Source organism: Prosthecobacter sp. SYSU 5D2 (assembly GCF_039655865.1).
In the GTDB taxonomy this organism is placed as follows: domain Bacteria; phylum Verrucomicrobiota; class Verrucomicrobiia; order Verrucomicrobiales; family Verrucomicrobiaceae; genus Prosthecobacter.
The window spans coordinates 331,431-347,754 of sequence record NZ_JBBYXL010000003.1 but is presented as its reverse complement, the minus strand read 5'-3'; the positions used below and the strand labels follow the sequence as shown (position 1 = coordinate 347,754).

Below are 16,324 nucleotides of genomic sequence, written 5' to 3'. Positions count from 1 at the left end.
TGGTCACACATGGTGTTAGGTTGTGAGGGGCCCTTAAAGAAAAGAGGCACTGCGCTTGAGCGCTTTTGCCGCACTCCGAGAGGCAAGACGCAAGTCGCTTGCCTCGGCAGCGCCGCTGGCGCCGGAGCCCAGGAGGCACCTCCCTCCATATCTACGCCGGGCCGGCCTTGGCCGCATGACCGTCTTGATCACACTTCCTGTCAGGCCTTGGTGAAGTCAGGGAATCTCCAGGTTTTCTTCTTTGCGGCCGGTGATGAGGTCATCGGCATGGGCGGGTTTTTTGAGGGGATCGCGGAAGAAGAGGAGGAAGATGGCGAGGACGCCGGTGGCGAGCCAGGCGGGAGTGAGCCAGATCTGGGACCAGTCGTGGGTTTTGTTGCCGAGGGCATCGGTGATGACGTGCATCTCCAGGACGTTGCCAGCGACGAGGGTGCCGACGTAGGCCCCGACGCCCCAAAGGACGAGGGCGATGAATCCCTGGCAGGCTCCGCGCATGCGGGGGGTGGCTTCGTCATCCACATAAAGCTGGCCGGCAATGAAGAGGAAGTCATAACAGACGCCATGGAGGAAGATGGCGGCGAAGATCATGGGGGCGGAGAGGCCGCCACCTTCGACGCTGCCGGCGAGGAGGAAGTAACGGGCCATCCAGGCGAGGATGCCGATGGAGATGGTCTTTTTATACCCGAGCTTCAGCAGCATGATGGGCAGCAGGAAGAGGAAAATGATGTCGGACACCTGGGCGAGGGTCATCTTTGCAGCGGGGTTGGTCCAGCCGATCTCCAGGAGGTAAGTGAGCATCAGCACGAAGTAAAAATACAGCGGGATGCAGATGAGGAACATGCAGCCCATGAAGATGGCAAAGGAGGGCTTCTTCAGCAGGGCAAGGGCGTCCAGGCCGAGAAGCTCCTTGACGCTGACATTGGCCCCGGTTTTGGTCGGCGGGGTGTGCGGGAGGGCGAGGGCAAAGAGGCCGAAGACGATGGAGATGCCGCCGGCGAGGTAGAACTGCAATGAGCTTTCCTCCGCCTTCAGGAGGCTGATGGTAACGCCCCCGGCGATCCAGCCCACAGCGGACCAGAGCTTGACGCGAGGGAAGTCCGTCTTGGAATTGGCCAGGTGGGTGAGGGAGAGGGAATTGCCCAGCGCCAGGGTGGGGGCAAAGAGGATGCAGTAGAGCAACAGGGTGGGATAAAAACTGCTGAAGCTGCCGCACTGCGGGATGATGCAGAGGACGATGCCGCCGATGAGGCCGAGAATTGAGAGCAGCTTTTCCGAGGCGAAGAAGCGGTCGGCAATGAGGCCGACGATGAAGGGGGAGATGATGGAGGCAATGGCGAGGGCGCCATAGGCGGCGCCGATCTGCGGGCCGGTGAAGTTAAGCCCTTTGATGAGATACCCCGCCATGCTGGCATACCAGGACCCCCAGATGAAGTACTGGAGGAACATGAAGACGGACAGTTTGGCCTTGAGTGTGGTTTGCATGATCAGGAGTTAATGACGCTGAGGCGGGGCCAGGTTGTGCGGGAAATGCAAGGTGTGTCACGGAAGTATCAGAACTGGACTGAGCCGGGCCGGCCTTCACGGTGGCTGCGACGGGTCGCCTTATTCGATGTCAACAGTCACCCGGGGAGTCGGCTGTTTGGCGAGCTCGAGAACGACGAGGGATTCGATGTCGTTGCGGGGCTTACCGGTGAGGGGGAGATGATGGGTGGTATAACCATCGGAGCCCTGAAGGCTAAGGCGGACGGCAAGGCCGAGCTGACTGTTGCCGTTTTCCAAGGCCCATTCGTGCAGGTAAAGATAAGTGCGCGGTAGGGTGAAGGTGATCTGGCGTTTGTCATCGCTGCTGGAGAGAACGGCGCTAAATTCCTTGGGATCGAAGGTGGCGGCGTAACCGTTGCCAAAGGCCCATGCGGGGATGGGGTGGACTTTGCCGGGGCCGTCGGTGGCCTGGCCAGTGGCGCGGAGGGTGGCGGTGCTGCCGGGTTCCAGGCGCTTGCCGTAGCTGCGGGCATCCAGGTTCAGCTCCACCTGCCAGGAGGGGCCCCTGCCATCAGGGGATTCCTGCAGGAGGCTGGCGCTGGGCAGGTCAAAGACGAGAGTGAGGGTGTTGTTGTCCGCCTTGGGCGTGAGGGTGATAGGGGCAGGGGGCTGGCCGTTGTCTGTGGTGAGGGGGATGCTCTGCCCGAGGCCTAGATTGCGGGTGAGGAGGACCTGGCGGGTGGAAGTGAGCGTCTGGCCATCAAGCGTGACGGTGAGCTTGAGGGGCACATTGCGGATGGCGGGTGCGTCTTTAGGCAGGTCAAAACGGAGGTTGAGAGGGATGGTGGCCTCGCTGGGGAGGTCGAAGTTCTCCTTGATGATCTGACCGCCGAAGTCGGCCTGCCAGGAGCCTTTGAGGGCTTTTTTGGAAGGGTTGACTAGCTGGCATCCGGCGAGGAAGGCGGACTCCTGGTTGAAGAGAGTTTCCAAGCCCCAGACAATGGAAACGGGAGCGAGAGGAGCGCGGAGGGTTTCGACCCGGGCGATGGTATCCGAACTGATGAGGATGGGCTGGCGGAGCAGGGCTTCCTGGATCGGGGGGGCTTCGGATTCGGCGGCGTAGGAAACGCTGAGTGACTGGGTCGCGGCGGCGTCCAGGGTGACGGAGGATCGGGCTTTGACGGGCTTCCAGCCGTTGGCGATGAGGGGCAGGGCGGTGAGGGTGAGGGGATTTTGGGTGAGGTTTTTGAGGCGATAAGTGAGGGTGAGTTCACCGGGCTTTAACTCCTGGGCGGTGGAGGAAATGAGCTGCCAGGGCAGGGCGGTGCGGGGCTCCAGGAGGTCTTTATAAAGCAGGGAGCCAAGCTGATGATGAAGGCTGGGACGGGGGGTGAAGGCCCCAGTAGCATCCAGGTAAAAGTACTCGCGGTAGGTGCGCTCGATGCGCTCAAACACCTGGCCTTCATCCAAGCTCTGATGGGAGGGGATGGAGAGGAGGCGGGATAGATCGCCCAGGTCCGAATGCAGTACGCCAAGCTCTGAGGCGAGCTCTTGCTGGGCATCTGCCAGGGGACGCGCGAGTCCCAGGACGGCCTCCGACCGCTCAGCCACGGGTAGCCAGGGGCTGCAAAGGATGACCTCTGCGCCGAGTGCGCGAGCCCCGGCGATAGCGGCCCCGATAGCGCGGGAAAAGGCGGGGGGCTGCATGGCTGCATCGTTTTGACCGTAGCAGATGAGCACGACATCCACGGGGGTCTGACGGGCGGTGGATTCCAGGATGGCGGCGGCATCCAGGACGCTGCCATCCGGCCGGGCGAGGCTGCGCAGGACGATGGCGGGCATGACGTCGGTGGACTCTGCGTGTCCGGTCTCCTGCACGCCGCCGGTGTAGAAAAACTGGTCCGCCAAGTGGCTGGCGAAGACGCCTGGGAAGGTGTCGGTGACGGGGCCTTCCTGGATCTGGAGGGCGCTGGCATCTCCCAGGACCAGGAGGTGGAGGGGCTCGCGCTGGGAGAGTTTGCGGTAGGTCTCGGGCAGGTATTTTTGCAGGTGTTCCTGACGGGCGGGGCTGAGATCGAAGCTCTTTTTGGTGTCCAGGGTGGGGACGGGGAGGCGCTTTTCCAGGGCCTCGGCCTGGGCTTTCTGCTCGCTCAGAGACGGTGCAGCCTGGCCCAGGAGGCTGCCCATGAAGGCGAGCCATCCTGTTGCCCATAGGGCGCTGCTGATCAAACGTTTGCCTGCGGTCATAAGGGCTTCACTTCAGCGAGTTATGCGGGCTTTTCCAGTCAGAAGATGCGGAGGGGCGGGCTTTGCTTATTTCTTGGCCAGGGCTTCGAGGTAATCGAGGAGGGAGGCGAACTCGCGGACGGTGAAGTTGAGCATGAGGCCGGGGGGCATCATGGACATGGGGAGCTTCTGGCGCTCTTTGATATCGGCGGTTTTGAAGGTGAACTCCTGGGCGGCGATGTTGCGCAGCTTCACTTCGGCGGAGCCTTCCAGGGTGATGAAACCCATCTGCTGGGTGCCGTCCTTCAGCGTGATCATCTCGCTGGCGAAGCCCTGGGCGATGGTCTTGTTGGGATCGAGGATATTTTGGGCCAGCTCAGCGCGTTTGTAGGTCTGGGCGATGTTGCCGAGGTAAGGGCCTTTTTGGGCTTCGGATTCTTTGACGGTGTGGCAGGCCATGCAGGTGGCGCGGGTGAAGACCTGCTCGCCGAGGGAGATGTCGCCCTTGGTTTTGAGAACGGCAGCGATGGCGGCCTCCGGGGTCAAGGTGGCCAGCTTGGGAGTGGTGTCCACGACGCGGGTCAGCTTCATGGTCTTGGCGGCGCGTTCGGCGGCGGCTTTGACTTTGGAATCGGGGTCGTCCAAGGCGGAGAGGATTTTGGGAGCGGAGGCCTGGTGCTTGAGGGAGGCGATGGCGTCAATGATCTGGATGCGGCGTTTGGGTTCCTGCCAGCCGCGGTCGAGGGCCTTTTGGGAGAGCTCGCGGGATTCCGGACTGCCGGTGGTGCGGGCGGCAAGGTGGAGGAGGGCGGCATCGGCATAACCGGAAGTTTGTCCATCCAGTTTCCCAGCGATGTCTTCGATGAGCTGGTGATGGTTTTCGAGCTTGGGGGAAGTGAAGAAGGCGGTGGAGGCGGCTTCGTAGTCTTTGAAAGCGCCTTCCATTTTCTTGAGAGGGCCAAGGGCGGCGAGGGTGGCGGCGGCTCCTTCGGCGCTGTCGGTTTTGGTGAGGGCGATGATGGCTTGGGAGAGGGTCGTACTGTGGGCACTCTTGCCCGCATCGTCTGGCTTCGCGGCTTCGCCGCCATTGTTTTTCGGGCGGACAGGAGTGTCCGCGCTCCCCTCGGCTTTGCGGGCTGGAGTGCCCGCAGTACTGACGACCTGCACCAGCATGGGGATGGCTTCGGAGGGGATGGTCTCGGCGGCGGCGAGCTGGGAGACGGCATCGGGGATGACTTTGGGGTCCTGCTTGGCGAGGGTGAGGATGCGCTGGAGTGCGTCATCCGACTGGATGCGGTTGCGGTTCATCTCCTTCACGAGGAAGGCGGCTTCTTCGGGACCAGCTTTGGCCAGGGCTTCTTTGAGGGCGGCGGCGATCTTGGGGGTTTCGCTCCAGGGTTCGGGCTGGTAATACGGGCCGCGTGTGTCGGGTCGCGTGCCCCAGGAATCGCCTTTCCATTCGCCTTCGGTGAAGTGCAGGCGGCAGAGGGCGGCGAGGATGCCTTGGCGGAGGGCGGGATCGGTGGCTTTGGTGAGGCGCTCGATGAGGCCGGTGACGACCTTGGGTTGGTGCATCATGGCGAGGGCGCGGAGCGCGATCACATCTAATGACTCCTTCGTTTTGTCCTTATCTAGCATATCGAACACCGTGGCAAAATTGTTGGATCGCCCAATTGCTTGAGCCGCTGCATGTTGTGCAACGGAATCTCCAAAAAGTATTGAGATGCGTGCGACAGAAGACAAGATTTGTCGATTTAGCTTGGGGTGTTTATTCGCAAACTTGGCCAGTGCTAAAGCAGGTCCAGGAGCGCCAACAGTTTCGGGAATATCAATGGTTTCTAAACCTTCGGGAATGATTGCTGGGTGTTCGGTTAGAAGCCAAAGAGTGTGTCTGGCACCATCAAAAGACTCAATATATAGATCCTGCGCGAGCGAGCCGGCAATTGACAGGTCTAGACGGGCGATGATATCAAGCGCCGCAATCCTTGTACACCAGTTGTTCGAGTTGTCTTTTGCAAGACTAGCTAGGCTTTCAATGCCACCAAAATAGCTTTGCCTATTTATGATCGTCCGCTGCGCTTCCATCCTCCGGCGGTTGCTCGGAGATTCAAGTTCCTTCACCAGTTCGGCATCAGCCGCCTTAGCGAAATCCAGGAGCGGCTCGGGTTTAAAGCCTTTGGGTTTCACCTGAACGATGAAACCCACATCAGGCCCGGCCCAATTGAAGGTGGCGCCTTTCCAGCTGGCGGCATAGACGCGGCTCATGGCGTCCACGTCGGCATCGGTGGGGCGGGTCATTTTGAGGAAGGGCTCGGGGGCTTTGACCTCTTCAAAGGTGGCGCCTTTGGGCCTAACAGAATGTTTGTAAATGGCTCCGGTGCCCCAGTCGGCGGTGAAGGGGGCGTTGTTCCAGGCTTCGCCGAAGCCGGGCTCGTCAATGTAAACGGCTCCGCAACCGGAGCCGCCGCCGTAGTCGGCCAGGGGCTGGATGCACTCGTCATTGAAGTTCTTGTAAAGGCGCGGGTAGCCGTGGTCGTCCAGGCCGGTGAAGTGATGGAAGCGGACGTTCCAGCCGCCGCCGTCGTTGGTGTTGTCGCGTGCGAAGATGTCCATGAGGGGGCTGATGGCGACCTCCAGGATGTTGCGGGTGCCGGTGGAATAAATTTCCAATCCGGTGCCGTCAGGGCGGACGCGGATGACGCCGCCGCCGCGATGCTGAAGCGTGCGGCCATCGGTGCCGATGGCCTTCATGAAACCGAAGTCACCGCCGGCGATGTAGAGCCAGCCGTCTATGCCGAGGCTGAGGCCGTTGGTGGTGTGGTCGGCGGGCCGGTCTTTGAATCCGAAGGCAATGTCCTTGACGAGGATGTTTTGCTTCTCAGCGACGCCGTCGCCATCGGCATCAATGAACTCGCTGAGGTGCGGCGGGTGGACGAGATAGAGGCGGTCGTGATCCCAGACGAGTCCGCGCGGGCTGTCCACCTCGCAGAAGACCTTGGCTTCATCGGCCCGGCCATCGCCATCCAGATCGCGCAGGCGGATGATGCGGCCGCGCTTGGGATTGCGGCCGAGGGAGCCGTTGCCATCGCTGCTGACATAAAGGGTGCCATCGGGTGCAGCGGCGACGAAGACGGGGTAGTTGGCGGCGGCGGAATTGGCGAAGAGAGTGGCTTCGAAACCTTCGGGCACTTTGACGTCCTTGAGAATGGCGGCTTCTTCTTCGGCGGTGAGCTTGACGATCTTGGGCGGGGTGTTGCCTGCGTTTTTATAGGGGTCGGATTCTTCCTTCACGACCTTTGCCGCAGTGACCTGCTGCTGGGCGCTCATTTTGGGGGCGAGGGATTTGATGCCTGCGCCTTTCAGCTTCACTTCGCGGATGCTGGCCCAGCCGCCGCTGTTTTTGCTGAGAGCATGAATTTTGAGGAACTTGATGTTATCCGTTTTGGTGAAGTCGTTATTGTAAGGTGCGCCTTGGGTGTTGGCGGAGGCATCTACAAGGGTGGTCCAGGCCTGGCCATCTGGGGAGGCTTCGATCTTGTAGCGATAGACACCTGTGTTTTCCCAAGTGGTGGTGATGCCGGTGAGGGACTGGGGTTTTTCAAATTCAAGCTGGAGCCACTGCGGGTAGGTGGCATTGCTGGCGCACCAGCGGGTGGATTCGTCGCCATCCACGGCGCGCCAGGCGAAGTTGTTTTTGCCGCTTTCCTCGCTGCTGGCGGTGACTGTGACTAGGGTGGCGTCTTTGGCGGCGGGGGGTGGGGTGGCTGCTGCTGTGGCGGGTTTTGGCTGGGGCTTGGGTGGGGAGGGATCGCCTTTGACAAAGGTGATTTTGTTTTGGCCCTTGAAGGCAGTTTGGTATTCTGGCGTGAGTTTGTCACAGGCCCAAAGGAGGCCACGGGTGATGAGGTCCAGGTAGCGGGCATCGGCGACGGTTTCGCTGTTGTGACCGAGGGTGGTGCTAAAGCTGCGCGCGCCCTGCTTCTCGTTCGTCCAGGCGACGATGTATTCCACGTCCTGCATCGTCCCGTCCTTTTGTTTCACCGTCTGTTTGCCCATGGCCAGGGGGTGGGCATCGAAGAGGTTCACATTGTTATACAGCTCCTCTTTGATGGTTGTCCAGTCGGCGAGGGGCTGGGTGATGGGGTGGTCCCGGTCCACAAAGGTGATGGCGATGGGGAGCTGCGGGCCGTGGGAATTGGACTGGAGTCCGAGGTGCTTGTACCAGGAGTCGTTACCGGGCCGAAAGCTGTGCATGGCGCAGTGCAGATGCACGGCGGGGACGGTCTTGTGGACGTCCAGGATGCGCTTGATGGCGCCGAAGTCCTTCATTCCGGCGGCGCATTCGTCGTGAATGACGATGTCGTAGCCTTTGGCCCAGTCCGGGTTGTTATATAGGGACAGGGGAGGGTTGGTGGATTTGTCATCGGTCCAGACGACATCCACCTGCACATTGGCCCGGGACTGGATGCCCTGGCTGAGGATAACGTGCTGTTGGGCGTAATCATGGCAGCAACCACCAGCGACGAGAAGCGCCTTTAGCGGGCGGATTTCCGCTGCCTGGGCGACGAGAGACAAGGGCAGCAGGAGGGAAAGAAGGACGTGGCGGAGCATGGGAAAAGGACGGCGGAGAGAATCGTGCTAAAATACCAATTTCGAGCAGGAAAGTGAATAATGAGTTGAAGAAGGCAGGTCGATCCTTTCACACGAAGCTTGGAAAGCAGGAAGGTTGGCAGTGAACGAAAATGATGATCAAAAGAAGGCCTGACAAGCCTGGATGACATCATTAGCCAAAATGAAAAGTTGGCCTGTAAATGCGAAAACACTTGAAATGCATATCAAGATGCATATATTCGTGCATGAGAACGACATTAATCCTGGATGAAGACCTCATCGCCAAGGCCGGACGGCTGACCGGCATCACCGAAAAAACCAAACTCGTGCATATGGGACTCGAAGCACTCATCACCCGTGAATCCTCACGTCGGCTCGCTGCCCTGGGCGGATCCATGCCAGAATTGACTGTTCCGCCCCGGACACGGCCGGTGGAAGAGACGCTGGATGCATCTCACCTGAGCTTCAGAGCTGCCGAAGATCCAACGCCTTATGGTGCTCGCTGATACCAACGTCTGGGTTTATTTCCTGAACGGGAAAAACAATGACCAGAAGCTGGGGCAGATGCTGTGGGCGGGGGAAATCGTTACGCACTGGATCGTCATTGGCGAGCTGGCGGTGCGCAGCGTGGCCGACCGCCAGTCGTTTTTGACGGATCTGCGCGCTTTGGAGCGGGTGGAGCCGGCCACGGAGCGCGAGGCGCTGGTGCTTATCGAAAACCGCCGTTTATATGGCAGGGGCATCGGCTGGAATGACATCCAGCTCCTGGCGAGCTGCCTGATCCATCAGGTACCCCTGTGGACGCATGACCGGCGCTTGAAGGAAGCGGCTCAGGAACTGGGCTGCGCGTGGAAGGGATGACTTTTTTCTTGGCGCAAAGGGGCAAGCTCTGGATACATAGCGGGCAATGACTCCCGCAGTGGCAATTTTGATCTCAGCAGTTGGCGGCTACCTCAGCGGCGCGATGCCTTTTGGGTATTGGGCTGGCAAATTGAAGGGCCTGGACATCCGCCAGCATGGCAGCGGCAACATCGGCGCGACAAATGCGATCCGGGTGCTGGGGAAGGGGATCGGCATTCCGGTGTTCATCCTGGATGCGCTGAAGGGCTGGCTGCCAGTGTGGCTGGTGGCGTCCTTTCTGGGAGAGCAGAATGTCGCGCAGGAGATCGTCTCCGCCGGCGCGGTGGTGGCGGGGCTGGCCGCGGTGCTGGGGCACATGTTTACCTTTTGGCTGGGTTTTAAAGGGGGCAAAGGGGTGGCCACGACGGCAGGCGTGCTGCTGGGCATTGCGCCAGTGGCGATGCTGGGTGGGCTGGTCGTGTGGCTGCTGTTCTTTTTCACCCTGCGTTATGTTTCCCTGGCTTCCATGATGGCCGGGGTGGGGGTGGTGGCCACGATGGTGGTGGTGATGGCCCGCGAGGGACGCTGGGACTGGGTGATGCTGGCTTTTGGCGTGCTGATCATGGTGCTGGTCATCGTGCGGCATCGTGCCAATATTGGCCGCATCCTGGCGGGCACGGAGCCCAAGGGCGGGCGTAAAAAATAGCGGTCTCGTTTCCAGATCACGTCATTCATTTTCCTTATCGTCATGTCCTCCCAAACCGAAGCTGCCGGACTCCTTAAACATTACCTGGAACAACGCCAGGTGGCGGGGCAGACGCATGTGGGGCTGCGGCCTGGCATGGTGAACCGGCTTTTGCACCGGCGGGGGCTCGCGCCTCAGACGCAGCGGGTGGCTGAAATTCGGCCGGTTCGCTCGGCTGCGCCAGCGGCAGGATTTGAAGAAGCGGCGGCACCGGCGGCTGCGGCCATGCTGTCCTCGCTCAAAGCGGCGACGGCACCGGCGAGCGCTCCCGCTCCGACCCGGCCTGCGGCCGCACCTGCGGCCAGGAGCCGCCTGGAGCCGACGATTCTGGAGGTACCGGGGAGCACGAAGGCGGAAAAACTGGCCGCGCTGGCGCAGATGGCGGAGCATTCGCCTGAGGCCAGGGCGCTGGGGACATTGCGGGAGACGATGGTCTTCGCCGTCGGCAGCCCGGATGCGGAGATCATGTTCATCGGTGAGGCCCCTGGATCCGAGGAGGAGCGGCAGCAGGAGCCGTTTGTGGGTCCGGCGGGACAAAAGCTCACGGGCATCATCAAGGCCATGGGCCTGGATCGCAGTGAGGTTTATATCAGCAACATCTGCAAATTTCGCCCCGCTATGGAGAACCAGGGCTGGAGCAACCGCCCGCCTACGCCGGTGGAGATGCAGACCTGCCTGCCGTATATTTTTACCGAGATCGCCATCATTCAGCCGAAGATCCTCGTGGCGCTGGGCAAGACGGCGGCGGAAGGCCTGGGCCTGAGCGGTCCGGTGAGCAAGCTGCGTGGCCAGTTTTACACCGTGCAGGGGCTGCCGACGATGGTGACCTTCCACCCCAGCTACATTCTGCGGGAGGAAAAGCTGGCCGATGGCGGCAAGGTGGCCAAGCGCCAGGTGTGGGAGGACATGCTGCAGGTGATGGAGAAGGTGGGTCTGCCGGTCAGTGAGAAGCAGCGGGGATATTTTAAGAAGTGAGGAGATATTGGGGCCGGGCGGTGTCGGGAGATGCTCGCATCACTCGGATCACTGCAGTCGCGGGACAGGAAGTGATGAGTATTGTACTTGCGGGGCCGGCTTGACTACGGGGGGATTCGGCTGAAACTCCGCCTCCCATGTCTGACGCCCCTGCTGCCGCCCCTGCCTCCCTGGATTTCATCCGCGAAATGATCGCTGCCGATGTGGCAGCGCAGCGCAATGACGGGTGGGTCATCACCCGGTTTCCGCCGGAGCCGAACGGGTACCTGCACATCGGCCATGCCAAGAGCATTTGCCTGAACTTTGGCCTGAGCCTGGAAAATGCGCCGAAGTCGCGCTGCCATCTGCGCTTTGACGACACCAATCCCACGAAGGAAGAGGTGGAGTATGTGGACAGCATCCAGGAGGATGTGAAGTGGCTGGGCTTTGACTGGGGTGACCATCTTTTCTATGCCAGCGACTACTTTGAAAAGCTGTATGGCTTTGCCGTGCAGCTCATCGAAAAAGGCCTGGCCTATGTGGATGACCAGACGCCGGAGCAGATGCGGGCCACCCGTGGCACGCTGACGAGCCCCGGCACGGCCAGCCCATTTCGTGACCGCAGTGTGGCGGAAAACCTGGACCTCTTTGCCCGCATGCGGGCAGGGGAGTTCAAGGAAGGTGAGCGGGTGCTGCGGGCCAAGATTGACATGGCCTCGCCGAACATGAACATGCGCGACCCGGCCATCTACCGCATCCTGCATGCGCATCATCACCGCACGGGCGATGCCTGGTGCATCTACCCGATGTATGACTATGCACATCCGCTGAGCGATGCGCTGGAGGGCATCACGCACAGCCTTTGCACCCTGGAGTTTGAGCATCATCGCCCGCTGTATGAATGGCTGGTGGCCAATGTCAGCGGCCTGCCGGGGCAGCCTTATCAGCGCGAGTTCGCCCGGCTGAACCTGACTAACACCGTCATGAGCAAGCGCAAGCTGCTGCGCCTGGTGAAGGAAGGTCTCGTCAATGGCTGGGATGACCCGCGCATGCCAACGATCAGCGGCATCCGCCGCCGTGGGTATACCCCGGCGGCGGTGCGCACGTTTTGCAAAACCATCGGCCTGACCAAGTATCCCTCATTGACGGAACTGGGACTGCTGGAGCATTGCGTGCGCGAAGATCTGAACAAACACGCCCAGCGTGTGTATGGTGTGCTGCGGCCCATCAAGGTCGTGCTGACCAACTATCCCGAAGGCCAGGTAGAGCATGTGGAGCTGACCAACAACCCGGAAAACGAGGCCGATGGCAAACGCCTGGTGCCGCTGAGCCGGGAGCTTTACATTGATGCCGATGACTTCATGGAAACACCGATCCAGGGTTTTCACCGTCTGGTTCCTGGGGGCGAGGTGCGGCTGAAATATGCCTTCTGCATCATCTGCCAGGAGGTCATCAAGGACGATGCCGGAAACATCGTGGAACTCCGCTGCACCTATGACGACGCCACCCGCCACGGCGTGAAGCCCGTGGGCCGTGGCAAGGTGAAAGGCACCATCCACTGGGTCAGCGCTGCTCATGCGCTGGATGTGGAAGTACGCCTGTATGACAAGCTTTTCTTAGACGAGCAGCCCGAAGAAGCCGCCGGTGAGGACGGTGACTTCACCCAGCTCATCAATCCGCAGTCCCTGGAGGTCATCACCGCCAAGCTAGAACCTTCCGTGGCGGAGGCCCAGCCGGGTGCCCATTACCAGTTTGAGCGTGTGGGGTATTTTTACACGGACCCGAAGGACAGCCAGCCCGGCAAGCCAGTGTTTAACAGGACGGTGGCGCTGAAGGATGGGTTTGTGAAGAAGTGAGCGGGAAGGCCACGCTTTGTATAGTGCGGAGAACTGCCAGACCGATTGCTTTCCACTGCGAAGCCCTCTCGATCCATCCCGCTTGTCACTTGCGGGGTTTTCCAGTTAAGCATGGCACCATGCATCTCTCCCTGGAACTTCCAGATGTGATCGCCCACAGCTTGCGGCTCGACGGCCCAAGCTCAAGCCGACGTGCTTTGGAAATGCTTGCCCTGGAAGGGTATCAGGAAGGCAAGCTGTCTCGCGGGCAGGTTAGCGAAATGCTGGATCTCGGGTTCAATGAAACCGAGCAGTTCCTTTTGCAGCTTGGTCCCGATCAGGAATACAGCATCGAAGACTTCTGCCAGGATGCTCAAAATCTGCGTCAGTTCCTGGCGAAATGAGGATGCTTGACGCAAGGTGTGACGGCATCCTGCCGTCAGGTTGAGGCCAGGATGGCCTCACTCCTTGGAGACGCAAGACAGCTCGGTTACTGAATACCTGGCGAGCCTTCTCGATTTTGGAAAATCGAGCTACGGGAAGTCTGGTGAGAGGAGCGCGGACACTCTTGTCCGCTGAATTAAATTGGCGGCGAAGCCGCGACTATGAAAGGTGCGGGCAGGAGTGCCCACGCTCCTCTCGGTTAGGCTGCGGGAAAGGGTGCCTACGCGCCTTCGATGAGGTTGAGGGCTAAAAGTACGGATGCCTTTACGCCAAAATCCCCTTCGCCACATTCCCTGACACATTCGTCAGGCGGAAGTCGCGGCCGCCGTAGCGGTAGGTGAGCTGGGTGTGGTCGAGGCCGAGGAGGTGCAGGATGGTGGCGTGCCAGTCGTGGATGTGCATGGGGTCCTGGACGGCTTTGTGGCCGATCTCGTCGGTGGCGCCGTAGGTGAGGCCGCCTTTGACACCGCCGCCCGCCATCCAGATGGAGTAGCCTTTGTGGTTGTGGTCGCGGCCGTCGGTGCCCTGGGCATAGGGGGTGCGGCCGAATTCACCGGCCCAGACGACGAGGGTGTCCTTGAGCATGCCGCGTGCTTTGAGGTCCGTGAGCAGGGCGGCGATGGGCCTGTCGGTGGCGGCGCAACTTTTAGTTAGGTTGTCCTTCAGCAGGTTGTGGTGGTCCCAGTTGGTGGGGGAGGCGATTTCGATGAAGCGCACGCCGGCCTCGGCCAGGCGGCGGGCGAGAAGGCACTGGCGGGCGAACTGGTCCTTGCCTTGGCCGATGCCGTAGAGCTTGAGGACGTGGGCAGGTTCGCTTTTCATATCGAGCACCTCCGGGACCTGGCTTTGCATGCGGAAGGCGAGCTCAAAGGACTGGATGGCACCTTCGATCTCCGGGTGGTAAATTTCACGCTCCAGCTTGTGCTGGTTCAGGCCGCGGATGAGGTCGAGCTGGGCGCGCTGCAGGGCGGGGCCGGTCTGCGCGTTGGCGATGTTTTTCATCGGCGGGCCGGGCGCTGCATCGGTTTTAAAAAGTGCCGCATAAAGATCGGGAAGCTGGCTGCCGCCGATCTTGGTGCCCTGGCAGATGGCGGGAAGGAAGGCGCTGCCGTAGTTTTGGGCGCCGCCATTGTCCGCTGGCGGATTCAGGGTGATGAAGCCTGGCAGGTTTTCGTTTTCACTACCCAGGCCGTAAAGCGTCCAGGCACCGATGGAGGGGCGGACGAACTGGAAGCTGCCGGTGTGCATCTGGCAGAAGGCCTGCGCATGGTTGGGCAGGTCCGTGTTCATCGAATTGATGATGCACAGGTCATCGGCATGCTTCGCCAAGTGCGGATAGCTGTCGCCGATCCACTGGCCGGACTGGCCGTACTGGGAAAAGGGCTGGATGGAACCGAGGAGCTTGGCCCCGACCGAATCGCGCCCCAAACTGGCGGTCTGGCCGCTACGTTTGATGAGCTCCGGTTTGTAATCAAACAGATCCACATGGGACGGGCCGCCGCGCATGGTGAGGAAGATGACGCGCTTGGCCCGGGCGGGGAAATGCGGGGCCTGACGGCTCAAGGCATCCCCACCGGCCGCTGCGGCCTGCTGGGCCAGGGCGGAAAAGGCCAGCCAGCCGATGCCGGAGGAGCAGGTCTGCAGGGCCTGGCGTCTGGAGAAAAGGGGCGGGTGCATGGCGGTGGTGTGGGTGGCTAACCCAAAGGATTCTACCCCTTACAACGGCCATAAAGCCAGGATAATAGACATTTAATCCTGTCCGGCCGGGGCCGGATTGAGGGTGAGGATGTAGCCGACGAGGTTTTTCATGGTCTGCTCATCCTCAACGAAGAGGGTGGTCATCATGACCATCTTGGCCCCTTTTTCATCCCCCTTGGCATTGCCACGATGCAGGCTCTTGAATTTTTTTAACTGGGCCAGCAGATACCAGCCCTGCCTGCCGACCAGGGGAGGGCTGCCGAAGAGCTGCTCACCGCTGGCATTGTAGCGGTGGCACTCCATGCAGCGTTCGTAAAAGAGCTCAGATCCCGCCTTCACATCGGCACCGGCCAGGGTGAGGTCTTTGGGCACCACCAGGGGCAGGGAATGTACATGATTGGCCACGGCGGAGATCTGGTCCGGCTTCAGGGCCTTGGCGATGGCGGCCATCATGGCTCCCTGCGGGTCCACCTGGACATCGGCACCTCGTTTGCCATCGTGGAAATTGGTGAGCTGTCTTTCCACATACCAGTTGGGGAGGCTGGCGATGGACGGGGTTTTCAATTCGTCCTTGCCCTCTCCCTTGGCACCGTGGCAGGCCGCGCAGACGGATTGAAACAGCACCTGCCCTGCATCTTCCGCCTGGCTGCTGAGGACCAGCAGGTAGAGGCTGAAAAGGGTGATGAATTTGGACATCGGATGAATACGGCCACATTGGCAGATCTCTCGCAGTGGATCAGGCGGCGCGCAGGATAGGCGCAGTGATTGGCAAGACTGGCAGATACCCAAAAATGCCAGCACGCCGCCTTGCGCGTGCGCCGGGCTCTGCCACACTCCGCGTTCCACATGTCCACCATCGTCGTCGCCCAAAAGAACGGAGTCGCCTGCATCGGCGCAGATACCATGAGCTGTCTGGGCTCACTGCGGCAGAAGGCCCACCACATCGCCAACAAGAGCAAGATCACCAAGCTGGGGGATACTTACATCGGGCTCACGGGTACCTCCACCAGCCTGGTGGTGATGAACAGCTACTTTGCCAATCCGGAACGTCCGCGTGATTTCTCTTCCACGGACATGATTTTCGAGACCTTCCGGCATGCGCACCACTGGATGAAGACGGAGTATTTTATGTCCACGATGCCGGACAAGGGGGAGGAGTATGAGACGACGCAGTTTTACGGTCTCATCGCCAATCCGCATGGCATCTTTGCGCTGTATTCCTATCGCAGTGCGCAGCAGTTTCATAAATTCTGGGCGGCAGGCTCCGGGCGTGATTTTGCGCTGGGGGCCATGCACACTGCCTATGACCAGTGCGATGACGTGGTGGACATCGTCAAAGCCGGGCTTCAGGCCTCGGCGGAATTCGACAGCGCGACAGGTGCGCCTTTTGAAATCCATTCCTGCGATCTCATCGTGCCTGCCAAGACAGCTAAGTCCGCAAAAGCCACCAAGGCTGCCAAAAAGACCCGTCGCCAAGCGTAGCCCTCTT

At 60.6% G+C, this 16,324-nt stretch carries 12 protein-coding genes; 7 read left to right on the top strand and 5 right to left on the bottom strand.

The features are described 5' to 3' along the window. Positions 1-216: 216 nt before the first annotated feature. From WJU23_RS06485 to WJU23_RS06475, 3 genes are all read right to left on the bottom strand, one after another. Positions 217-1,482, bottom strand: coding sequence for an MFS transporter (locus WJU23_RS06485; RefSeq protein WP_346331729.1), 1,266 nt, complete (start codon positions 1,480-1,482; stop codon positions 217-219). A 120-nt stretch (positions 1,483-1,602) separates the two neighbouring features. Continuing rightward, complete coding sequence (locus tag WJU23_RS06480) at positions 1,603-3,729, bottom strand: hypothetical protein (RefSeq protein ID WP_346331728.1); 2,127 nt, start codon at positions 3,727-3,729, stop codon at positions 1,603-1,605. A 66-nt stretch (positions 3,730-3,795) separates the two neighbouring features. Further along, complete coding sequence (locus WJU23_RS06475; protein ID WP_346331727.1) at positions 3,796-8,319, bottom strand: discoidin domain-containing protein; 4,524 nt, start codon at positions 8,317-8,319, stop codon at positions 3,796-3,798. A gap of 245 nt (positions 8,320-8,564) precedes the next feature. Between WJU23_RS06475 and WJU23_RS06470 the strand changes: the two genes are divergently transcribed. The 6 genes from WJU23_RS06470 to WJU23_RS06445 all read left to right on the top strand — a co-directional run bounded on the left by WJU23_RS06470 (position 8,565) and on the right by WJU23_RS06445 (position 13,097). Next, entirely contained in the window at positions 8,565-8,825 is a 261-nt protein-coding gene (locus tag WJU23_RS06470; RefSeq protein ID WP_346331726.1) for a type II toxin-antitoxin system VapB family antitoxin, read from the top strand. Continuing rightward, a complete protein-coding gene (locus WJU23_RS06465; RefSeq protein ID WP_346331725.1) occupies positions 8,812-9,180 on the top strand; it encodes a type II toxin-antitoxin system VapC family toxin in 369 nt (122 codons plus the stop codon). The genes WJU23_RS06470 and WJU23_RS06465 overlap by 14 nt, the downstream gene beginning before the upstream one ends. Before the next feature lie 58 nt (positions 9,181-9,238). Continuing rightward, the gene (plsY, locus tag WJU23_RS06460) at positions 9,239-9,865 is read left to right on the top strand and encodes a glycerol-3-phosphate 1-O-acyltransferase PlsY (RefSeq protein WP_346331724.1); all 627 of its coding nucleotides are present in this window, start codon (positions 9,239-9,241) and stop codon (positions 9,863-9,865) included. A 42-nt stretch (positions 9,866-9,907) separates the two neighbouring features. Continuing rightward, the gene (locus tag WJU23_RS06455) at positions 9,908-10,879 is read left to right on the top strand and encodes a uracil-DNA glycosylase (protein ID WP_346331723.1); all 972 of its coding nucleotides are present in this window, start codon (positions 9,908-9,910) and stop codon (positions 10,877-10,879) included. A 137-nt stretch (positions 10,880-11,016) separates the two neighbouring features. Next, the gene (locus tag WJU23_RS06450) at positions 11,017-12,714 is read left to right on the top strand and encodes a glutamine--tRNA ligase/YqeY domain fusion protein (protein ID WP_346331722.1); all 1,698 of its coding nucleotides are present in this window, start codon (positions 11,017-11,019) and stop codon (positions 12,712-12,714) included. A gap of 119 nt (positions 12,715-12,833) precedes the next feature. Beyond that, on the top strand, positions 12,834-13,097 hold the full coding sequence (locus WJU23_RS06445) for a UPF0175 family protein (protein ID WP_346331721.1): 264 nt from the start codon (positions 12,834-12,836) through the stop codon (positions 13,095-13,097). A 304-nt stretch (positions 13,098-13,401) separates the two neighbouring features. On the opposite strand, the gene WJU23_RS06440 is transcribed toward WJU23_RS06445, so the two are convergent. Both WJU23_RS06440 and WJU23_RS06435 read right to left on the bottom strand, forming a co-directional pair. After that, the gene (locus WJU23_RS06440) at positions 13,402-14,814 is read right to left on the bottom strand and encodes a DUF1501 domain-containing protein (protein ID WP_346331720.1); all 1,413 of its coding nucleotides are present in this window, start codon (positions 14,812-14,814) and stop codon (positions 13,402-13,404) included. Positions 14,815-14,886: 72 nt separating this feature from the next. Further along, positions 14,887-15,531: a c-type cytochrome gene (locus tag WJU23_RS06435; RefSeq protein ID WP_346331719.1), complete on the bottom strand. Its 645-nt coding sequence runs from the start codon at positions 15,529-15,531 to the stop codon at positions 14,887-14,889. Positions 15,532-15,681: 150 nt separating this feature from the next. Between WJU23_RS06435 and WJU23_RS06430 the strand changes: the two genes are divergently transcribed. Then, on the top strand, positions 15,682-16,317 hold the full coding sequence (locus tag WJU23_RS06430) for an MFS transporter (RefSeq protein WP_346331718.1): 636 nt from the start codon (positions 15,682-15,684) through the stop codon (positions 16,315-16,317). Positions 16,318-16,324 lie beyond the last annotated feature (7 nt).